The following is a 17,195-nucleotide window of genomic DNA, read 5'->3' as shown; positions in this document are numbered from 1 at the left end:
GAAAGCCATGAAGTGGAACTTACCCAACATACTGACCATCGCCCGGCTGATTGCAGCGCCTTTGTTGCCGATCATGTTCTTGTACTTCGCCCGACCTTGGGCGGATTGGTACGCCATGATATTGTTTATTGTGGCCTCGATCACCGACTATCTTGATGGATATTTGGCGCGGGCCTGGAAGCTGGAAAGCTTGTTTGGCGCAGCGATGGATCCGATTGCCGACAAGGCAATGGTGCTGATCGCCTTGCTGGTGATCAACGGATATGCGGGGCTGACGCCGTGGATTTTGCTGCCCTCGGCTTTGATAATTTATCGCGAGGTGTTCGTCTCGGGTCTGCGTGAAACGCTGGGAGATCGAGCGCGGGCGTTGAAGGTGACCAATCTGGCAAAGTGGAAGACCACTGTTCAGATGGTCGCAATCGCGGTGTTGTTTTCGACCGGGATATTCCAACACAGTATGCTGGACCGAATGCAGGGCATGGATCAGACGGTGGTTGATGGAATCTTCAACGGTTCGATCGCGGACGAGGTTGGATTGCTGTTTTACGAGGCGGCCGGTCGCTGGTCGGCTTGGGTCGGCATCACGCTATTGTGGATTGCCGGTGCTCTTACAGTCGTGACAGGCTGGGATTATTTCCGCAAAGCGCTGCCATTTCTGAAAGAGGAGCCAAGCGATGGTTGAGGTCATGTATTTCGCATGGGTGCGCGAACGCATCGGTGAACCCCGTGAAAAGATCGAAACACGGGCAAAGACTGTTGGAGAACTCGTTGACGAGCTACGGGCACGCGAACCGCGGTATGCGGCGGCGTTTGCCGACCTCTCGGCCTTGCGCGTGGCTTTAGATCAGGACTTGGCGGACTTTGACGCGCCTTTGAAAGGTGTGCGGGAAGTTGCGTTTTTCCCTCCGATGACGGGCGGCTAAGATGGATGTGCGGGTTCAGGCTGAAGCGTTTGATCCCGGGCGGGAGCTGTCCGGATTTGCGCAGGGCCGCAGCGATTTGGGTGCCGTTGTCAGCTTCACTGGTGTTGTTCGAGACGACGCTGGGACGCTGGATCGGATGGAGATCGAGCACTATCCGGGTATGACAGAAAAAGCGATTGGCAAGATCGTGGACGAGGCAATTGCTCGTTGGACCTTAGCCGATTGCCTTGTGATTCATCGCCATGGTCCGCTGCGTCCCGGTGAGCAGATAATGATGGTGGCCACGGCATCAGCCCATCGGGTGGCAGCGTTTGAAGCGGCCGAGTTCCTGATGGATTACCTGAAATCCCGCGCGCCGTTTTGGAAGCAAGAATTCATCAAAGATGGCAGCTCGGGTTGGGTCGATGCCAAGGTCGATGACGAAGATGCATTGAAGCGATGGTCTGACTAATCACCCACCGTTCAAGCGGAACGTGCAGGCGGGATGATTTGTTGGGCGATCCCAGCACAAAGCAAGTATACAGAGGTCAGCACCAAGCCCCAATGGGCCCAGCTTTCCGGGTGAAAATCGACCCACGCCGCCCAACCTGCGAAAAAGGTCCATGCGAGCGCAATAGGAAGGCTGAGCACACGCCAGCGCTCGGTCCGCACGGGATGGATGAATTTCAAAGGTAGGAACATTGCGACCGCGATAACAGCCACCAGAGCGGTCATGATCCAAAAATTCGGCTCAGTCGCGAACAGGACGATAACCACCATGTTCCAGCATCCCGGAAACCCGGAAAAACTGTTGTCCTTGGTCTTCATCCGCGTATCCGCGAAATAGACGACGCTAGTGAATGTAATCACGATGATTGCAAACCAGCCTGTCCAGCCTGGCATGAGGCCCGACTTGAATAGTGCATAGGCCGGGATAAACACGTAGGTCAGATAGTCGATGATCAAATCCATCAATACACCGTCATATTGCGGTGCGTTGACCTTGACCTCAAATTTGCGGGCCAGCGGTCCGTCAATGCCATCCACGCCAAAAGCCACAACCAGCCAAAGAAACATCAGACCCCATTTTTCATCCACTGCGGCTAGCATGGCGAGCATGGCAAATACCGCGCCGGTGGCGGTCAATAGATGTACAAGCAGTGCTTTGGTCGTGATTTTCATGCGGGCTTTGTGCCGCAAAAAGGCCAGCGGGGAAAGTAGAAAGCTAACACCTTGGTTCGGATCAGGCGCGCGGATGTGCGGATTTGTAGACCTCTAGCAACCGAGTTGTGTCCACTGCGGTATAGGCTTGGGTGGTCGACAAACTGGCATGTCCCAACAGTTCCTGGATTGCCCGCAGGTCGCCACCAGCCGTCAACAGATGGGTGGCGAAGCTGTGGCGCATCGCATGAGGCGTGGCCGTGGCGGGGAGGCCAAGTTGAAGGCGCACCTTTTCGGTGGTTTTCTGCACCATGCGCGGGCTTAGCGCACCACCTCTTACCCCGCAAAAAAGCGGCGCATCCGATGCCTCGGGATGCGGGCACAGACGCCGGTAGGTCTCGACCGCGTCTTTTGCTGCTGGCAGGACGGGGACCAGTCTTTCTTTGCCGCCCTTGCCTTTGATGCGGAGTGTGTCGGCTAGAGGCGCGTCTTCGCAGGTCAGACCAAGCGCTTCGGATATCCGCAACCCACAGCCATAAAGCAGCGTAATAACAGCGATGTCTCGGGCACCGACCCAACTTTGCTCAGATTGCTGGCCCATCGTTTCGATCACGGCCTTCGCAGCATCGGGCGTCAGGGGACGCGGGAGTTTCTTGGTGAATTTCGGGCTGCGCGTGGACAGCACGGCAGTGGCGTCGAACTCGTCACGCTCGCTGAGCCAGTTATAGAAGCTTTTCACAGCGGATAACTCGCGCGCCAGACTGCGGGCTCCGACGCCTCGACCACGCTCATGTGCCATCCACGCGCGCATATCGGAAAGCGTGACCTTCGCAAGTCCTCCGCGCCCTGCCGCACCACCCAGATGACCTGCCATGAAGGCCAGAAAGCCGGTAAGATCAGCCTGATAAGCCGCGATGGTGTTCTTCGAGGCCCCGCCAAGTGCACGCATGTGGTCAAGCCAAGCTTCAAGCGCATCACGTGCGCCCGCGGAAATCGATAATGTGTCTTTGGCAGTCACGACAACCAACGGCGCATGGCGCGTTCAAAGACACCTCCGAAGAAGCCAAGCAGGTCTGTGCCTTGCCCCGGCTTGAACTGTTGATCGTCCTCAGCCCCAAGCACCAACATGCCCGGTAGGCGGCCCTCGCCAAGATCAAGTCGGATGCAAGCCTCGGAGCGAACCCAGAAGCCGGTGTCACCATAGATGGTTTCGTCCTGCTCTTGGATTTGGCGCAAAAAGACCTGCCGCCCGCCCTGATCCCGGCCCATGCCCAGATACTCATCGACGAAACCCGGCTCTGCGATGGCCAATACATCACCCAGTCGTTCGATCGCGTTGTTCTTTTGGTTCTGTTCAGTTTCCAGAACCAGTCGCACACAATCAACACGCAAAATCTCGGCCACTTCACCGCTCAGGTCTGCCATGAACAGTTCGAAATCAGCCGGGTCCAACATCCGCAGCACGGCACGATGAATCAGATTCATCCCAGAAACATTGTCATAGGCTGCCGCGATGACAGACCGGTGGGTATTTTCAAGCCGGTCCAGCCGTGTCTCAAGCCTATCCATCGCGATCCCGCGAAGGTCGACGATATTTTCGCCCATGATGCGCTCGTTCGCGGCGATCAGGGCGCGCATGACCTCTGGGTCGTCCAAAATGGTTTCGGGTTGCGCGATCAAATGTGCGCGCAATTCATCATCGATCGTAGCTGGTACGTTCATCTGCTGCCTCGGATTTATTCTTTTCGTTTTGAAAGAACATACACCACGATTGGATGCGGGTGGGCAGATTTTTCACATTGTCAAAACAGAAAGAAGGGGCCGTGGCCCCCTCGTAACAGTCCGAAATCCGTGTTTGGTTTACAGAATCTTGATATCTGCGGCCTTAATGTCGGCCAAGAAGGCGTCGAGCCCCTTGTCCGTCAGCACATGTTTGGCCATTGCTTCGATGACTGCCGGGGGCGCGGTTGCCACATCGGCGCCAACAAGCGCACAGTCTTTCATGTGGTTGGCTGACCGGATAGAAGCTGCCAAAATCTGTGTCTCGAACCCGTAATTGTCATAAATGGTGCGAATGTCTTCGATCAGTTCCAAACCATCCAAGTTGATATCGTCCAGACGACCAATGAAGGGCGAGATGAAGGTCGCTCCGGCTTTCGCAGCCAGCAGTGCTTGGTTGGCCGAAAAGCACAGCGTGACATTGACCATTGTGCCTTCGTCAGTGAGCGTTTTACACGCCTTCAAACCGTCCCATGTCAGCGGTACTTTGACCGCGATGTTATCGGCGATCTTGGCCAGCTTGCGGCCCTCGGCAATCATGGTGTCTGCGTCTGTTGCGGTCACTTCCGCCGAGACGGGACCATCCACGATGTCACAAATCTCTTTGGTCACTTCCAGAATGTCACGGCCGGATTTCTTGATGATCGAAGGGTTGGTGGTGACGCCATCAACCATGCCAAGGTCGTTAAGCTCCTTGATGGCGGGGATATCAGCGGTGTCAGCGAAGAATTTCATGTGCGCGGTTCCTAGGGCTGTTACGTGTTTGCGCTCTCATACCCCATGGGCGCGCGCGCAGAAAGCCCCTATGGTGCGTCTGATGACGGGGAATCTGGCTGTATGAGCGATATTGAGCAGTTTTCGGAGGGCGCGAGGGTTGGCGTACTGACCGCCCAACCGCTGGATCGCATCCTGACCTACCGCGCGCCCGAAGGGGGCTGCGTGCAAGGCGATTTTGTCGAGGTGCCGCTGGGCCCGCGCAAAGTTTTGGGGGTGGTTTGGGGCCCGGGCGAAGGTGGGTTTGATGCGTCCAAACTGCGGGTCGTGAACCGGGTTTTGGATGCGGTCCCAATGCGGTCAGAGATGGCCGAGTTCTTAACGCGAGTTGGCGACTATACGCTAACACCGATGAGCCAGATGCTACGCCTAGCCACCCGCGCGCCGGGGCTGAGTGATCCACCTTCTATGCGCAAAGTGCTCAAGGCGTCGGGCCATCGCCCCAACCGCCTGACCGATGCGCGCGCCAAGGTGATGGACGTGCTGATGGATCGGTATGGCGAAGGTTTCACCCAGAAAGAACTGGCCGACCTGGCCGGTGTCAGCGGCTCTGTTGTGAAAGGCCTGGTGAAGCTGGGCGCGATCCGAGAAGAAGATACTCCCCGCGATATGCCGTATCCGCGACTTGACCCCAGCCTGCCCGGCAAAGAACTGACTGAAGATCAGGCCGCCGCAGCCAAGCAGTTGACCGACGGCGTGCGGGCGGGTCGGTATGGCACCACGCTGTTGCGCGGCGTCACGGGTGCGGGCAAGACCGAAGTTTATCTGGAAGCGGTCGCGACCTGCTTGCGCAGGGGTCGCCAAGCGCTGGTGCTGTTGCCTGAGATTGCCCTGACCGCCGAATTCCTGAAACGAGTCGAAGAACGCTTCGGCGCACGCCCCGCTGAGTGGCATTCAGGGGTGACAATGACAGAGCGTCGCCGGTGCTGGCGCATGGTCGGGCAGGGGGATGCCTCGCTCGTCGTTGGTGCCCGATCTGCGCTTTACCTTCCGTTCCGCGATCTGGGACTGGTCATTGTCGATGAGGAGCACGACAGCTCCTATAAACAAGAAGATGGCGTGCTCTATTCGGCACGGGATATGGCGGTGCTGCGGGCATCCATCTGTGACGCGCAAGTAGTGCTCGCTTCGGCGACGCCGTCGCTGGAAACCTGGGCCAATTGCGAAGCTGGCAAATACAATCGGATTGAGCTGACAAGCCGCTACGGCCCGGCTGTGATGCCCGACATGCGCGCGATTGACATGCGGCAAGAAGATTTGCCATCGCAAAGTTGGATTTCACCTACATTGAAAGCCGCCGTAACTCTGCGCATCTCGAAGGGTGAGCAATCGCTCCTGTTCATCAACCGGCGTGGCTATGCACCGGTCACGATCTGCCGCGCCTGTGGGCATCAAATCGGGTGCGATCACTGCGATGCACGCATGGTGGAGCACCGTTTTCAAAAACGTCTTGTCTGCCACCAATGCGGTGAGACGAAACCGATGCCCGAGGCCTGCCCAGAATGCGAGGTCGAGGGCAAGTTGGCCCCGGTCGGTCCGGGCGTGGAACGACTGGCCGAGGAGGTGCGCGCAAGTTTTCCCGATGCCCGCGTGGCAGTGCTGTCGTCAGACCTGTTCGGATCGGCACGCGCGCTGAAAGAACAGATCGAGCTGATCGCCGAGGGTGGGGCCGACATCATCATCGGCACGCAATTGGTTGCGAAAGGGCATAACTTTCCAAAGCTGACATTGGTGGGTGTGATAGATTCAGACCTCGGCCTGCAAGGCTCGGACCTGCGCGCTGCCGAACGGACTTTCCAACTGATCCGACAGGTGGCGGGGCGGGCCGGGCGGGCAGAAACACCGGGCGTCGCCCTTTTGCAAACCTTCCAGCCTGAACACCCGGTGATCCGCGCGATCCTTGCGGGGGAGGAAGAGAAGTTTTGGAAAGCCGAAGCGGCCGAACGTCAAGCTGCGGGTGTGCCGCCTTATGGACGTATGGCCGGGATCGTCCTGTCTTCGCCCGACATTCAGGCAGTGTTCGACCTAGGGGCAGAAATGGCCCGCCGGTCAGAACCGCTTATCCAAATCGGAGCGCAACTCTACGGACCCGCCCCAGCGCCCATCGCCCGCGTGCGCGGACGCCACCGTGTACGCCTGCTTGTGAAAGCCGAGAAATCGGCGCCAATCCAAGCCGCACTAAAACGCTGGCTCGCGCAGTTCCCAGTCAAGGGCGATATGCGGGTGTCGGTGGATATTGATCCGCAGAGTTTTTATTGAGGTCGCTGTGATTTGAAAGCTAAGAACCCGGCGACGCGCTGGTTTATTCGGTATCTACTTCGCCCGTGCAAGCCGACGACCACGAGTTTGGATGAATAACAGTTGAGACCGTCAGCGACACCTTCAAGGACGAGAACGTACATCATACCAACACCGATTTCTATGGTGACGTCATAGCCTGCAGAAGTGTTCTAGACGGTTTGGCGGCCTAATGAGCTGAAGCGAAGGACAGCAATTGGACGACGGAACGGCACGGTGGTAGTAGTGCGGGGAGATTAATCCGAGATGCTATCACTGTAATGTAGTACGCGTCATCGGAGGCGGATGCCGTAGCACAAACTAAGTTAGCGCTGGAGCATTCGTCGCAAAGTGCTTGATGCTACCGCAGCACAACCACGCTACACTGTGCATGGCGTACCACGCGCGCCGCAGCTGATCCCAGCAAAAGGCCCGATAGCCCGGCTCGATGTGACGCAACGACGATGCAATCAACACTGTTCTTATTTGCCCAACAGAGTACCGAATTGGTCGAATGGCCAGACATTACATAGGAGTCAATTCCCTCGAGCGTCTGCTCTGCGACGACTTCCTTGAGATCCTTTGCCTCCCGGCGCAGTTCCTTCACCTCATCGGTGTTTGCGGCACGCGCCGTGTCCCCAGCCAGCCGCTTCTTCCCGGCTTCCATGAAGTCGTTGGACCATTTGTAGTAGATGCCCTGTGATATGCCCTCGCGGCGGCACAACTCTGCGATGCTATCTTCACCACGCAGTCCATCCAGCACGATCCTGATCTTCTCTTCGCTAGAATAATGCTTGCGTGTGGCGCGCTTGATATCCTTGACGATCTTCTCGCCAGGGCTCTTCGTTGTCTTTCTCATCGTCCACTCCTCAGTAGCTACGATGAGCAACAAACCCTCTCTTAGAAAATGGCCCTAAGTGGTCCCACAAGCGCTGACTTCAGACAGTCGAGTTCATCGACGCCGCGCGCGACTGCTGCGGTATGATGTGTCGGCATCCGCCTTTGATCCTCCAACAAACGGCGGCCACCTGCATTAGGCTTGGATACTATGACGCGCTGCTTCGTAGGGTCCGTCAATGTTATAAACAGCGGTGGCATCTAGCGGATGTGGTGCTCCGGGATAAGTTGCCTGACTTGCTGAAGTCTGGAGAGTTCGGCGGCACGAACTTTATCTTGGCAGACGACAAAGATGGATTGGATGCCAAGTCGATTGCACGGGCTGCATTAGAGCGCGGGGTCATCGTCGAGCCCATGTTTCCCTGTTTTTCGAAAGCTTCGCAGGGCGTCAATTTCTTTCGTTTGGGCGTGTCTTCGATACGCCATGACCGCGTCGAAGAAGGAATTGATCGGTTGTGCCAAGCTATTGATGACATAAAACTGCTAGGCGGTCGGTCATAGGATCAATCAAGCTTGCGCAGGTTGTCCAGCTCGTAAGTGCTGATCGTGCTGGTCGTGCGGCCCGTGGTGGAGCCGTCGGGCGTCCATTCTTTGGGGTTTTCGTGGGGCGCCTGCTCACAAACGCCCCGGCCGGGCCCTCCTTACAGGGCTAGCTTCTCTAGCTGGACTTCAGCAGCTGCGCGACCGTCTGCGCCAGGGGATGAGATGACATCGACGTCGGTGATGCCCATGAAGCCCAGAACAAACTTCAAGTAGGGCGTTGCAAAGTCATGCGGTGCGCCGGCTGGGGTGCCGCCCGATGCAGTCAGGAAAACCACGCGTTTGCCGTTAATCAGCCCCACGGGATTGCCGTCTTCGCCATAGTGGAACGTGACGCCGACTCGCGCCAGATGGTCGATCCAAGCTTTAAGGGTCGATGGGATTGAAAAGTTGTATATCGCGGCCGAAATCACGATGACGTCGGCGGCCTGCACCTCGGCGATGAGTTCGTCCGAAAGGGCGAGGGCCGCGTTTTCTTCGGCGGTGCGTTCCTCCGGTGGGGTAAAGGTGGCTTTGGTCCAGATAGCATCCAGGTGGGGTATGCCGTCGGCCAGATCGCGTTGTGTGACGGTTGCCTCCGGGGTGCGGGCCAACAGCTTGTCGGCAAGGGCGCGCGAAACCGAGCCTTCGTGACGGGCCGAACTGTCGATACGTAGGATATGTGTCATGGTGTGCTCCAGTATTGTGTTGAAGCGAATGTGTGGATTTGCAAAAATAAACACAATATTCGTTTTCGAACATAGTATGTGCAAAATAGCACAATAAGACGCGGGGCTTTCAAATGGATCACTGGGACGAAATTCGAACGGCCTATCATGTTGCGCGGGCGGGGACGGTTAGCGGTGCGGCCGACGCCCTTGGAATACATCACGCGACTGCCATTCGTCACATCGACGCGCTAGAAACGCGTCTTGGTGTCAAACTTTTCCAACGGCATGCGCGTGGATATACACCAACGGAGGCAGGTGCTGATCTAGCGAGAATCGCACGGACAACCGATGAGCAGTTCTCGCAATTGGGCGGGCGATTGAAAGGGCAGGGGGAGCGTGTGACCGGCGACCTTGTTGTGACGGCGCTGACGTCGTTTTCCCCACTGCTGGCACCGGTGCTGACGAAGTTTCAGATCAAGCATCCAGAGGTGAATATCAAACTACTGACAGGATCTCGGCTGTTCAAATTAGCGTATGGTGAAGCACATGTGGCGCTGCGCGCAGGGCACGCTCCTGAAGATTTGGACAACGTGGTTCAGCCATTATTGAAGATGTCACTGGGTCTCTATGCAGCGCCTAGCTATCTTGAGCGGTATGGAATGCCAACGGCCGACAATCTAAGTGAACATAGGTTCGTCGGCCTAGACTACATCGCGAGTCGCGCTCCGTTCAGAAAGTGGCTGACTGACCAGATCCCGACCGAGAGTATACGGTTTCAAGTCGCAGATGATCGTGCAATGGAGGCAGCGATTACCGCAGGCGCAGGCATTGGGTTCGCGATGCGGGGCGCGCTGCAAGGCGCTGTTGAAGTGATGGAGCCGAAGCCGGAGTGGGTCTCATCGGTTTGGTTGGTGACCCATGTTGACCTTCATCGGTCTGCCAAAGTGCAAGCGATATTGTCCGATCTGAAGGAGGCAGCACAGCGCTGGGCTGAAACCGAGCCGGGCATGTCGTTGCCGTAGCGGGGGCATTTAATCAGACAGCTCTGTTTTCAAAAACTTTTCGAACGCATCCAGATTGACGGGTTCAAACTGACCGAACCCCTGCATCCAAACGGACGCGTCACGCAGGGCGTCGGGCTCCAGTTTACACCACTTCACCCGCCCGCGTTTTTCCTGACTGATCAGCCCCGCACGGGACAGGATCGTTAAGTGTTTGGAGATCGCTGCCAAAGACATTTCGAACGGCTCGGCCACGTCTGTGACGGCCATGTCATCTTCCAATAGCATGGTCAATATGGCGCGCCGGGTCGGGTCAGACAGGGCGGCGAAGGCAAGGTCAAGGCGAGTATCCATGACTACGGGTTAAAAGTGGTGTGCTTGATCGTCAACCAAATGGTTAAACTTCACCCAACGCCTAAAATTCGTTGATTTCGATGACTAAAACGGTTTCTGGGATTCTGCGACAGCATAAATATCATTATATTTCAGATGCTTAAATCTGCCTGCGTGATAGTTAAACGTCGTTGACTCAAGGCCCGTCAGCGCTTAGCACATGCAGCAACCGTCAACGGAGGTTTTTTCTTGTCTAACGAACCCGATCCCGAGCGTCTGAAAGAGCTCGAGGCGCGCCTGAAACAGGCAAAGGGTGATGACGAGGAAGAGAAAACCGGCGACGCGGCCTACAATCAGGCGTCGTTCGCCTGGCAGATGGTCATAGAGCTTACGGTCGGTCTTATCATCGGCTTTGGCATCGGATACGGGTTGGATGCGCTATTCGGCACCATACCGATCTTCATGGTGCTGTTTACAATGTTGGGTTTCGCAGCGGGCATGAAGGTCATGCTGTCAACAGCGGCCCAGATGCAGAAGAAAGCGGAAGAAGTGCAACACGCGCAGGTTTCCGAAGAAGAAGAGGGAAAGAGACGTGGCTGAACAAAGCGAAAAACAGGGCGCAGGCCCGATCATCAAGATCGCTTTCTTTGTTGTGCTGGCGCTGGTCCTTGTATCGGGCTTGATTTTCGCTCCTGAGCATCCCGGTCTTGCGATCCACCCGATGGATCAGTTTGAGCTGAAGCCGCTCTTTGGTGGTGACCATATCGGAGCCTTTACACCAACGAACCAAACACTTTGGATGATGTTGGCGATTGTTGGCATTATCCTGTTGCTGGTTGTTGGGTCGCGCGGTCGTGCGATTGTGCCAACACGCAGCCAGTCGGTCGCTGAGCTAGCGTACGGTTTTGTCTACAAAATGGTCGAGGACGTGGCAGGCAAAGACGCCGTCAAGTACTTCCCGGGCATCATGACCCTGTTTATGTTCATCCTGTTTGCCAACTTCTTGGGGCTGATCCCAACAAGCTTCACGCCCACCAGCCACATCGCCGTCACCGCCGTTCTGGCGCTGATCGTGTTCTTCTTCGTGACCATCCTTGGTTTCGTAAAGAACGGCATGGGTTTCCTTGGCCTCTTCTGGGTCTCGGCCGCGCCACTGGCGCTGCGCCCGGTTCTGGCGATCATCGAGCTGATCTCTTATTTCGTGCGCCCCGTCAGCCATTCCATTCGTTTGGCTGGTAACGTGATGGCTGGCCACGCGGTGATCAAAGTTTTCGCAGGCTTCGCTGCCGCCTTGGGCGTGTTCAGCTTCCTGCCCATCCTGGCCATCTCGGCCGTCTACGCACTGGAAGTGCTCGTGGCCTTCATTCAGGCTTACGTGTTCACCATCCTGACCTGCGTATATCTGAAAGACGCTCTGCATCCGTCACACTAAGTCGGTTGCAGCCCGCTCATCCAACTAATTCAAGCATTCCAACGTAAGGAGAAATCACAATGGAAGGCAATATCGCTCAAATGGGTCAATTCATCGGTGCAGGTCTGGCAGCTATCGGTTCAGGTGCCGCCGCTATCGGTGTGGGCCACGTTGCTGGTAACTTCCTGGCCGGTGCTCTGCGCAACCCGTCGGCAGCTGCCGCACAAACAGCGACCCTGTTCATCGGTATCGCATTTGCAGAAGCTCTGGGCATCTTCTCGTTCCTGGTCGCTCTGCTCTTGATGTTTGCTGTCTAAGACCTGAACCATCCTTACGCCGGGGCGAAGCGCCAGTCGTTTCGCCCTAAGTAATCCGGTTCCTGGAGACTTAAGACATGGCAAGCAACACACATAGCGCAGAAACTGCAGAAGGCGCGCGCAAGGCTGCGGAGGCTCATGGAGCCGCTGAAGCCGCGGGTATGCCGCAGCTCGACTTCTCGACCTTTGCGAACCAGATCTTCTGGCTGTTGGTCACGCTGGTCGTGATCTACTTTGTTCTGACCAAGATCGCATTGCCTCGGATCGAAGCGGTGCTGTCGGAACGTCGGGGCACGATCACCAACGATTTGGCCGCGGCCGAAGAGTTGAAGCAAAAAGCTGTAGAAGCTGAAGAGGCCTATAACAAGGCTTTGGCTGACGCGCGGGCAGAGGCAAACAAGATCGTTGCCGAAGCACGGGCGGACATTCAGGCTGACGTTGATGCGGCTGCTGCCAAGGCAGACGCCGAGATTGCCGCGAAGGCTGCCGAAAGCGAAGCCGCGATCGCAGAGATCCGTGCGGGTGCCGTCGACAGTGTGAAAACAGTGGCCAAGGACGCCGCCAAGGAAATCCTTGCGTCCATGGGATATAAGGCTGATGCCAAAACCGTCACTGCTGCAGTGACATCACGGATGAAGGGGTGAAGATGATGAAAAAACTGATCATTGCCCCTCTGTCGGTGATGTTGGCTGCTCCCGCTTTTGCGGCGGACGGTGCGGGTTGGACAGACCTGTCCAACACCAACATGGTTGTGACGCTGGCATTTCTGCTGTTCATCACTTTCCTGGGTTATATGGGTGTCCACAAGATGCTCGGTTCGCAGTTGGACAACCGTGCCGAAGGCATCAAGTCCGAGCTGGAAGAAGCCCGTGCTTTGCGTGAAGAGGCCCAGACTATTCTGGCGTCTTATGAGCGGAAGCAAAAGGAAGTTGCTGAGCAAGCAACACGTATCGTCGCACATGCCAAGGAAGAAGCTTCCAACGCAGCGGCTGCGGCCAAGGAAGATCTGAAAGCCTCGATTGCGCGCCGGTTGGCGGCTGCAGAGGATCAGATCGTGTCTGCTCAGACCGCTGCGGTCAAAGAGGTGCGTGACAGCGCGGTTCAAGTGGCCGTCGGCGCAGCGCGCGACGTGATCGCCAAGCAGATGACTGCCACGGACGGCAACAAGCTGATCGAGGACGCTATCAAGACGGTGGAAACCAAGCTGCACTAACGCGACCTAATTCAAGATACAAAGAACCCCGGCCCGAGAATGCTCTGGCCGGGGTTCTTCATTATCAAGGGCACACGAAGCTGCGTCAGCCGCGCTCCTCTTCGCGCGACAGCCGTAGCCGGGCAACGTCCTCGTTCCGTTCGGCTCGCCGTAAATCTGTATAGGCTTGCGTCACGAAATCCATATGTGCTTCGACGGCGGCTCGGGCTGCGGCGGGATTGCGTGCCTGAAGGGCATCGTTAATGTTGCGGTGCTGCTCAAGAAGATCCAAACGCGTGTTGGTGATCTGGATCACCACCTGACGGCTGTAAAACACACCTTGCTTCAATAGGTCGTACATCGCGCGCATCATGTGAACCATCAACACGTTGTGACTGGCTTCGATGATGGCCATGTGGAAATTACTGTCCAGATCGGCCCCCCGACCTTCTGGTGCATTCTCCATTTTCTGGAACAGTTCGCCGATCACCTCTAGATCGGTGTCGGATGCATACTTGGCAGCCCGCTCCGCGGCCAGACCCTCCATATCACGACGAAAGGCAATGTAGTCATAGACGGCTTCATCATGGCGCGAGAACAGATTGGTCAGAGCAGGTGGGAATGAGCTATCAAGGCTGTCGCTGACATAGATGCCCGCACCTGCGCGCCGGGACAGCAGGCCGCTTTCCTCAAGATCAGCAATCGCGTCACGCAGAGAAGGGCGAGAGACGCCCATGCGTTCCGACAAGTCGCGTTCTGAAGGCAGCCGTTCACCCGGTCGCAGAATCCCGCGCAAGATCAATAACTCGATCTGATCTACAACAGACTGAGATAGCTTTCCGGCGGCGATTTTCTGAAATGGCATTGCGGCCCTCGAATGAATTGGTCAGATTATATGACCACATAGATGGATGGGCCTCAATGAAAAAAGCCGGGACGATGCCCGGCTTTTTATAATGTGTGCTTTGATGCAGTTTATCAGTTGCGAATTGGCCGGATGATAATTTCGACCCGACGGTTCTGCTGGCGACCAGCAGCATTCAGGTTAGAGGCAATCGGACGATCCTCGCCATAGCCGATGGTAACGACCCGCGATGACGGCACACCATTGTTCAGCAAGATCGATGCAACCGAGGCCGCGCGACGGCGCGACAAGTCCAGATTGTAATCCGCGTTGCCGACATTGTCAGTGTGGCCCACGACCTCGACCACCGAGTTCGGATAATCGAGAAGGTTGCGCGCTACTGCGCCCAAATCGCCACGAAGCGCCGGGCCGACCTGTGTGCTGTCTGTTGCAAACAGGATGTCTTGCGGCATGGTGACAATCAACTCGTTGCCGGTGTTCACGATGCCAACGCGATCATTGCTGATCGAACGGCGCAGATCACCCGCTTGCTTATCGAGATAGTTTCCAACAGCACCACCAAGGCCTGCGCCGATGGCCGCACCCAAGGCTGCACTGCCGAGCTTGTTGTCATCCCCACTGATCGCGCCGATGATCCCACCGATCGCTGCGCCGGTTGCGGCACCGTTTTTTGTACGAGGCCCAAATTCACCGTTGGGCGAGGTACAGGCAGTGATGGACAGGACACCAATGGTGCCAAGAATCAATAAGGGCTTGGTTTGGAACATGTCTGCTTTCCTCAATGTGTTCATGTTGTTCTTTTCCCTACATGAACGCCGATTGTTATCGAATATCAAGCCCTGATATTGGCGCAAACATGGGCATTTCGGCGGATCTCTGCTTCGGTCCCAAACCGAAAAACCTTTCAGATTTCAGGCGCTCGCGGCGTCCTCAACTTCGGCGGTTTCCCAAGCCAGAAGTGCGCGCTTGACCGGCAGTCCCCAGTGATACCCCCCAAGTGCCCCCGATTTTCGTAACGCCCGGTGACAGGGGATCAGCCAACTAACCGGATTGCGTCCTACCGCCGTTCCCACTGCACGCACGGCACGCGGCGATCCGATTTTCTCAGCGATCTGCGAATAGGTGGTGACATGACCTGAAGGCACGCTCAGCAAGGCTTCCCACACTTTGATCTGGAAGGGCGCGCCTATGAGGTGAAGTGGGGTCATGCCACGTCCATCGAATGCATGCTCCACCCATGGTCTAAGCGCCTCTGGATCCTCAAGGTAGGTTGCGTTGGGCCAGCGCGAACGCAAGTCGCTCATGGCGACTGCCTCTCCGGTTTCGGCCGAAAATCCCAGCCCGCAGATGCCCTTGCTCGTGCCCATGACCAAGGCTGGACCAAAGGGGCTGTCAAACCATCCCCAGCGGATCGTCAGGCCCGTGCCCCCGTTTGCGTAAGAACCGGGGCTCATCGCCTCCCAACGCAGGAACAAGTCATGTAGACGCCCTTGTCCTGAAAGCCCAACCGAATGAGACGTGTCGAGTGTCGAGAATCTGTTTTGCAAAAGTGTCTTTGCATGACCCAATGTCAGGAACTGTTGGTAGCGTTTGGGCGAAATCCCCACCCATCGCGAAAACACACGCTGAAAATGCGCAGGCGACATATCCATGCGGGCCGCCAAATCCTCTAACGGTAATGTCTCTCCACCTGCGGCGTCTATTTCGTCTATCGCACGGCGTATGACATCGTAGTGGTAGTTATTCTCTGACATCAGTCGGGTCTCCTTTCGCATCCTTCAGCCTAGACATGCTGTGCAAAAGGTCGACCCGTATCCTGCGCAAATCAACGATGCGCGCGAAGTATTCAGCATGCTCCGCGCGCAGGCAATGGCTTTGGTTGTGCTTAGACCGCCGGAATGGTCCGATACTTTGGCGTTTCCTCGGGCGGCCCAACCTTCTCCATCATGTTGATGCTGACATGCGGCCACCGGATAAGTCCGGGCGTGCCGTCAAACCGCTGGAAGAAATCCAGCCCAACGATTTGAATATACATCAACATCAGTTTCGGCCCGCCATCAAACCCCTCTTCGTCCAGTTCGAGAATCCAGAAGGTTGAATCCATCACGGCAGCATTGGCCTGATCCACGATGAACGGGATATTGACGATGCCAGCGTCTTCCAGCTCGGTATTGAATGGCAGCACGGTGGTCCGCTTCACATTCCCTGGCATTCCCAACTGCAGCAGCAGATGTGGATTCACCGGGTCGAAGCCAGGAAATCCAGCATCGGTGATGACGCCCATGAAAGGGTTGTCGGTGAAGTGCTTGTAGGGTGTCAGGTACGGACTGTTCAGGTTCTGCGTCGCCCCAATCGGAAGACTATTGACCGCTGGAATGGTCGGCGCTCCGTCAATCACCTCGGCGGTGCCCAATCCCAACAGGGAATCCCCATGAGGGATCGTGCCCAGCCGCGCCACGTCCAAGTTGTTTGTTGTCAGATTGGTCATGTGCAAAAACAAGCCGGGTTCGTGGTGAATGGCCAGATTGGCCGGGCCGGCTTTGCCGCTGACCGGGCGATCGTCCGCTGCGATTTGCGAGATGGTTTGCTGATAGTCAATGGTGACCACGAATTGATCATCGCTGATCGTTGGATCACCGCTTTCCGGGTTAGGACGTTTGATCCCCCGGTTCGGAACCGCCTTGTCCACCATCGTGAACTCAAGCGTTTCTTCATACTGGTTGACCAACACGCGATAGTTAATACGGCTGTCGGGTTCGGTGCCATGTGGCAGCGCGATCATGTTCCAGCCTCGTCCGCGGGTGCTGTCGCCGTTTTTCCAGACACCGGGTAGGAGTTTAAATGGACCCAGATCATCGTCACCCTGTTGGGCGACTTCGACCGAGCGGTGATAGGTACGCATTTTATCGGCAAGTGCTTCAGTAGGCATAATACAACCTCATATATATGTTAAAACATTGTAATTGCGTCGAAAAATAGTGACACGTTGTGCCCAAAATAAAACTGGCACCCAATATGCATACCACAATAACGGGAAAATTTCCATGAAGGCAGCGTGAACCCTGCTGTTTGGCGGGGCATTTCGGCGTGGTTCCG

At 56.4% G+C, this 17,195-nt stretch carries 22 protein-coding genes; 11 read left to right on the top strand and 11 right to left on the bottom strand.

Going from position 1 to position 17,195, the window contains the following annotated elements; translation table 11 throughout:
* Positions 1 to 7 precede the first annotated feature (7 nt).
* Genes pgsA through V6N04_RS02840 form a run of 3 tightly spaced genes read left to right on the top strand, consistent with a single transcriptional unit; the run spans position 8 to position 1,374 of the window.
* Positions 8 to 682 (top strand): CDP-diacylglycerol--glycerol-3-phosphate 3-phosphatidyltransferase, encoded by a 675-nt coding sequence (gene pgsA, locus V6N04_RS02850; protein WP_371168598.1) that lies wholly within the window; start codon positions 8 to 10, stop codon positions 680 to 682.
* Positions 675 to 923, top strand: a complete 249-nt coding sequence (gene moaD / locus V6N04_RS02845; protein ID WP_371168597.1) for a molybdopterin converting factor subunit 1 — start codon at positions 675 to 677, stop codon at positions 921 to 923. Before pgsA ends, moaD begins: the two co-directional genes overlap by 8 nt.
* Before the next feature lies 1 nt (position 924).
* On the top strand, positions 925 to 1,374 hold the full coding sequence (locus tag V6N04_RS02840) for a molybdenum cofactor biosynthesis protein MoaE (RefSeq protein ID WP_371168596.1): 450 nt from the start codon (positions 925 to 927) through the stop codon (positions 1,372 to 1,374).
* 11 nt (positions 1,375 to 1,385) lie between these two features.
* On the opposite strand, the gene V6N04_RS02835 is transcribed toward V6N04_RS02840, so the two are convergent.
* The 4 genes from V6N04_RS02835 to fsa all read right to left on the bottom strand — a co-directional run bounded on the left by V6N04_RS02835 (position 1,386) and on the right by fsa (position 4,577).
* Complete coding sequence (locus V6N04_RS02835; protein WP_371168595.1) at positions 1,386 to 2,084, bottom strand: CDP-alcohol phosphatidyltransferase family protein; 699 nt, start codon at positions 2,082 to 2,084, stop codon at positions 1,386 to 1,388.
* Positions 2,085 to 2,145: 61 nt separating this feature from the next.
* Positions 2,146 to 3,081 carry a tyrosine recombinase XerC gene (locus tag V6N04_RS02830; protein ID WP_371168594.1) on the bottom strand — a complete coding sequence of 312 codons (936 nt, stop codon included), beginning with the start codon at positions 3,079 to 3,081 and terminating at the stop codon, positions 2,146 to 2,148.
* Complete coding sequence (locus tag V6N04_RS02825; RefSeq protein WP_371168593.1) at positions 3,078 to 3,785, bottom strand: DUF484 family protein; 708 nt, start codon at positions 3,783 to 3,785, stop codon at positions 3,078 to 3,080. The genes V6N04_RS02830 and V6N04_RS02825 overlap by 4 nt, the downstream gene beginning before the upstream one ends.
* 138 nt (positions 3,786 to 3,923) lie before the next feature.
* Positions 3,924 to 4,577 (bottom strand): fructose-6-phosphate aldolase, encoded by a 654-nt coding sequence (fsa, locus tag V6N04_RS02820; RefSeq protein ID WP_371168592.1) that lies wholly within the window; start codon positions 4,575 to 4,577, stop codon positions 3,924 to 3,926.
* Between the two features lie 102 nt (positions 4,578 to 4,679).
* Between fsa and V6N04_RS02815 the strand changes: the two genes are divergently transcribed.
* Positions 4,680 to 6,875 (top strand): primosomal protein N', encoded by a 2,196-nt coding sequence (locus V6N04_RS02815; protein ID WP_371168633.1) that lies wholly within the window; start codon positions 4,680 to 4,682, stop codon positions 6,873 to 6,875.
* A gap of 379 nt (positions 6,876 to 7,254) precedes the next feature.
* Here the strand turns inward: V6N04_RS02815 and V6N04_RS02810 are convergent, their stop codons facing one another.
* A complete protein-coding gene (locus tag V6N04_RS02810) occupies positions 7,255 to 7,752 on the bottom strand; it encodes a universal stress protein (RefSeq protein WP_371168591.1) in 498 nt (165 codons plus the stop codon).
* Between the two features lie 251 nt (positions 7,753 to 8,003).
* Here V6N04_RS02810 and V6N04_RS02805 point away from each other — a divergent pair, with 251 nt between their 5' ends.
* Complete coding sequence (locus tag V6N04_RS02805) at positions 8,004 to 8,291, top strand: hypothetical protein (protein ID WP_371168590.1); 288 nt, start codon at positions 8,004 to 8,006, stop codon at positions 8,289 to 8,291.
* Positions 8,292 to 8,431: 140 nt separating this feature from the next.
* Here the strand turns inward: V6N04_RS02805 and V6N04_RS02800 are convergent, their stop codons facing one another.
* Positions 8,432 to 8,998: an FMN-dependent NADH-azoreductase gene (locus V6N04_RS02800; protein WP_371168589.1), complete on the bottom strand. Its 567-nt coding sequence runs from the start codon at positions 8,996 to 8,998 to the stop codon at positions 8,432 to 8,434.
* 113 nt (positions 8,999 to 9,111) lie between these two features.
* Between V6N04_RS02800 and V6N04_RS02795 the strand changes: the two genes are divergently transcribed.
* Positions 9,112 to 10,002, top strand: a complete 891-nt coding sequence (locus V6N04_RS02795) for a LysR family transcriptional regulator (RefSeq protein ID WP_371168588.1) — start codon at positions 9,112 to 9,114, stop codon at positions 10,000 to 10,002.
* Between the two features lie 9 nt (positions 10,003 to 10,011).
* Here V6N04_RS02795 and V6N04_RS02790 read toward each other — a convergent pair whose 3' ends face one another.
* Positions 10,012 to 10,335, bottom strand: a complete 324-nt coding sequence (locus V6N04_RS02790; protein WP_371168587.1) for an ArsR/SmtB family transcription factor — start codon at positions 10,333 to 10,335, stop codon at positions 10,012 to 10,014.
* Between the two features lie 228 nt (positions 10,336 to 10,563).
* Between V6N04_RS02790 and V6N04_RS02785 the strand changes: the two genes are divergently transcribed.
* From V6N04_RS02785 to V6N04_RS02765, 5 genes are all read left to right on the top strand, one after another.
* Positions 10,564 to 10,914 (top strand): AtpZ/AtpI family protein, encoded by a 351-nt coding sequence (locus V6N04_RS02785; RefSeq protein WP_371168586.1) that lies wholly within the window; start codon positions 10,564 to 10,566, stop codon positions 10,912 to 10,914.
* A gap of 28 nt (positions 10,915 to 10,942) precedes the next feature.
* Entirely contained in the window at positions 10,943 to 11,746 is an 804-nt protein-coding gene (locus tag V6N04_RS02780; protein WP_371168632.1) for a F0F1 ATP synthase subunit A, read from the top strand.
* 59 nt (positions 11,747 to 11,805) lie between these two features.
* Positions 11,806 to 12,042: a F0F1 ATP synthase subunit C gene (locus V6N04_RS02775; RefSeq protein ID WP_055188564.1), complete on the top strand. Its 237-nt coding sequence runs from the start codon at positions 11,806 to 11,808 to the stop codon at positions 12,040 to 12,042.
* A gap of 77 nt (positions 12,043 to 12,119) precedes the next feature.
* Entirely contained in the window at positions 12,120 to 12,686 is a 567-nt protein-coding gene (locus V6N04_RS02770) for a F0F1 ATP synthase subunit B' (RefSeq protein WP_371168585.1), read from the top strand.
* A gap of 5 nt (positions 12,687 to 12,691) precedes the next feature.
* The gene (locus tag V6N04_RS02765; RefSeq protein WP_371168584.1) at positions 12,692 to 13,255 is read left to right on the top strand and encodes a F0F1 ATP synthase subunit B; all 564 of its coding nucleotides are present in this window, start codon (positions 12,692 to 12,694) and stop codon (positions 13,253 to 13,255) included.
* An 85-nt stretch (positions 13,256 to 13,340) separates the two neighbouring features.
* Here the strand turns inward: V6N04_RS02765 and V6N04_RS02760 are convergent, their stop codons facing one another.
* The 4 genes from V6N04_RS02760 to V6N04_RS02745 form a co-directional block, all read right to left on the bottom strand.
* Positions 13,341 to 14,099: a FadR/GntR family transcriptional regulator gene (locus V6N04_RS02760; protein ID WP_371168583.1), complete on the bottom strand. Its 759-nt coding sequence runs from the start codon at positions 14,097 to 14,099 to the stop codon at positions 13,341 to 13,343.
* Positions 14,100 to 14,212: 113 nt separating this feature from the next.
* Complete coding sequence (locus V6N04_RS02755) at positions 14,213 to 14,866, bottom strand: YiaD family glycine zipper/OmpA-like lipoprotein (protein WP_371168582.1); 654 nt, start codon at positions 14,864 to 14,866, stop codon at positions 14,213 to 14,215.
* A 144-nt stretch (positions 14,867 to 15,010) separates the two neighbouring features.
* Positions 15,011 to 15,853 carry a methylated-DNA--[protein]-cysteine S-methyltransferase gene (locus V6N04_RS02750; protein WP_371168581.1) on the bottom strand — a complete coding sequence of 281 codons (843 nt, stop codon included), beginning with the start codon at positions 15,851 to 15,853 and terminating at the stop codon, positions 15,011 to 15,013.
* A gap of 131 nt (positions 15,854 to 15,984) precedes the next feature.
* The gene (locus V6N04_RS02745; RefSeq protein ID WP_371168580.1) at positions 15,985 to 17,028 is read right to left on the bottom strand and encodes a heme-binding protein; all 1,044 of its coding nucleotides are present in this window, start codon (positions 17,026 to 17,028) and stop codon (positions 15,985 to 15,987) included.
* Between the last annotated feature and the right edge of the window lie 167 nt (positions 17,029 to 17,195).

Origin of the sequence: Aliiroseovarius conchicola, assembly GCF_041403445.1 — a bacterium.
GTDB classification, from domain to species: domain Bacteria; phylum Pseudomonadota; class Alphaproteobacteria; order Rhodobacterales; family Rhodobacteraceae; genus Aliiroseovarius; species Aliiroseovarius conchicola.
This window is presented reverse-complemented; position numbering and strand designations above follow the sequence as displayed.

Bases quoted from the DNA above. Each gene is read 5' to 3' on its own strand.
- pgsA (WP_371168598.1), top strand. From the start codon at position 8: ATGAAGTGGAACTTACCCAACATACTGACCATCGCCCGGCTGATTGCA.
- moaD (WP_371168597.1), top strand. From the start codon at position 675: ATGGTTGAGGTCATGTATTTCGCATGGGTGCGCGAACGCATCGGTGAA.
- V6N04_RS02840 (WP_371168596.1), top strand. From the start codon at position 925: ATGGATGTGCGGGTTCAGGCTGAAGCGTTTGATCCCGGGCGGGAGCTG.
- V6N04_RS02835 (WP_371168595.1), bottom strand. From the start codon at position 2,084: ATGAAAATCACGACCAAAGCACTGCTTGTACATCTATTGACCGCCACC.
- V6N04_RS02825 (WP_371168593.1), bottom strand. From the start codon at position 3,785: ATGAACGTACCAGCTACGATCGATGATGAATTGCGCGCACATTTGATC.
- fsa (WP_371168592.1), bottom strand. From the start codon at position 4,577: ATGAAATTCTTCGCTGACACCGCTGATATCCCCGCCATCAAGGAGCTT.
- V6N04_RS02815 (WP_371168633.1), top strand. From the start codon at position 4,680: ATGAGCGATATTGAGCAGTTTTCGGAGGGCGCGAGGGTTGGCGTACTG.
- V6N04_RS02810 (WP_371168591.1), bottom strand. From the start codon at position 7,752: ATGAGAAAGACAACGAAGAGCCCTGGCGAGAAGATCGTCAAGGATATC.
- V6N04_RS02800 (WP_371168589.1), bottom strand. From the start codon at position 8,998: ATGACACATATCCTACGTATCGACAGTTCGGCCCGTCACGAAGGCTCG.
- V6N04_RS02795 (WP_371168588.1), top strand. From the start codon at position 9,112: ATGGATCACTGGGACGAAATTCGAACGGCCTATCATGTTGCGCGGGCG.
- V6N04_RS02790 (WP_371168587.1), bottom strand. From the start codon at position 10,335: ATGGATACTCGCCTTGACCTTGCCTTCGCCGCCCTGTCTGACCCGACC.
- V6N04_RS02775 (WP_055188564.1), top strand. From the start codon at position 11,806: ATGGAAGGCAATATCGCTCAAATGGGTCAATTCATCGGTGCAGGTCTG.
- V6N04_RS02770 (WP_371168585.1), top strand. From the start codon at position 12,120: ATGGCAAGCAACACACATAGCGCAGAAACTGCAGAAGGCGCGCGCAAG.
- V6N04_RS02765 (WP_371168584.1), top strand. From the start codon at position 12,692: ATGAAAAAACTGATCATTGCCCCTCTGTCGGTGATGTTGGCTGCTCCC.
- V6N04_RS02760 (WP_371168583.1), bottom strand. From the start codon at position 14,099: ATGCCATTTCAGAAAATCGCCGCCGGAAAGCTATCTCAGTCTGTTGTA.
- V6N04_RS02755 (WP_371168582.1), bottom strand. From the start codon at position 14,866: ATGTTCCAAACCAAGCCCTTATTGATTCTTGGCACCATTGGTGTCCTG.
- V6N04_RS02750 (WP_371168581.1), bottom strand. From the start codon at position 15,853: ATGTCAGAGAATAACTACCACTACGATGTCATACGCCGTGCGATAGAC.
- V6N04_RS02745 (WP_371168580.1), bottom strand. From the start codon at position 17,028: ATGCCTACTGAAGCACTTGCCGATAAAATGCGTACCTATCACCGCTCG.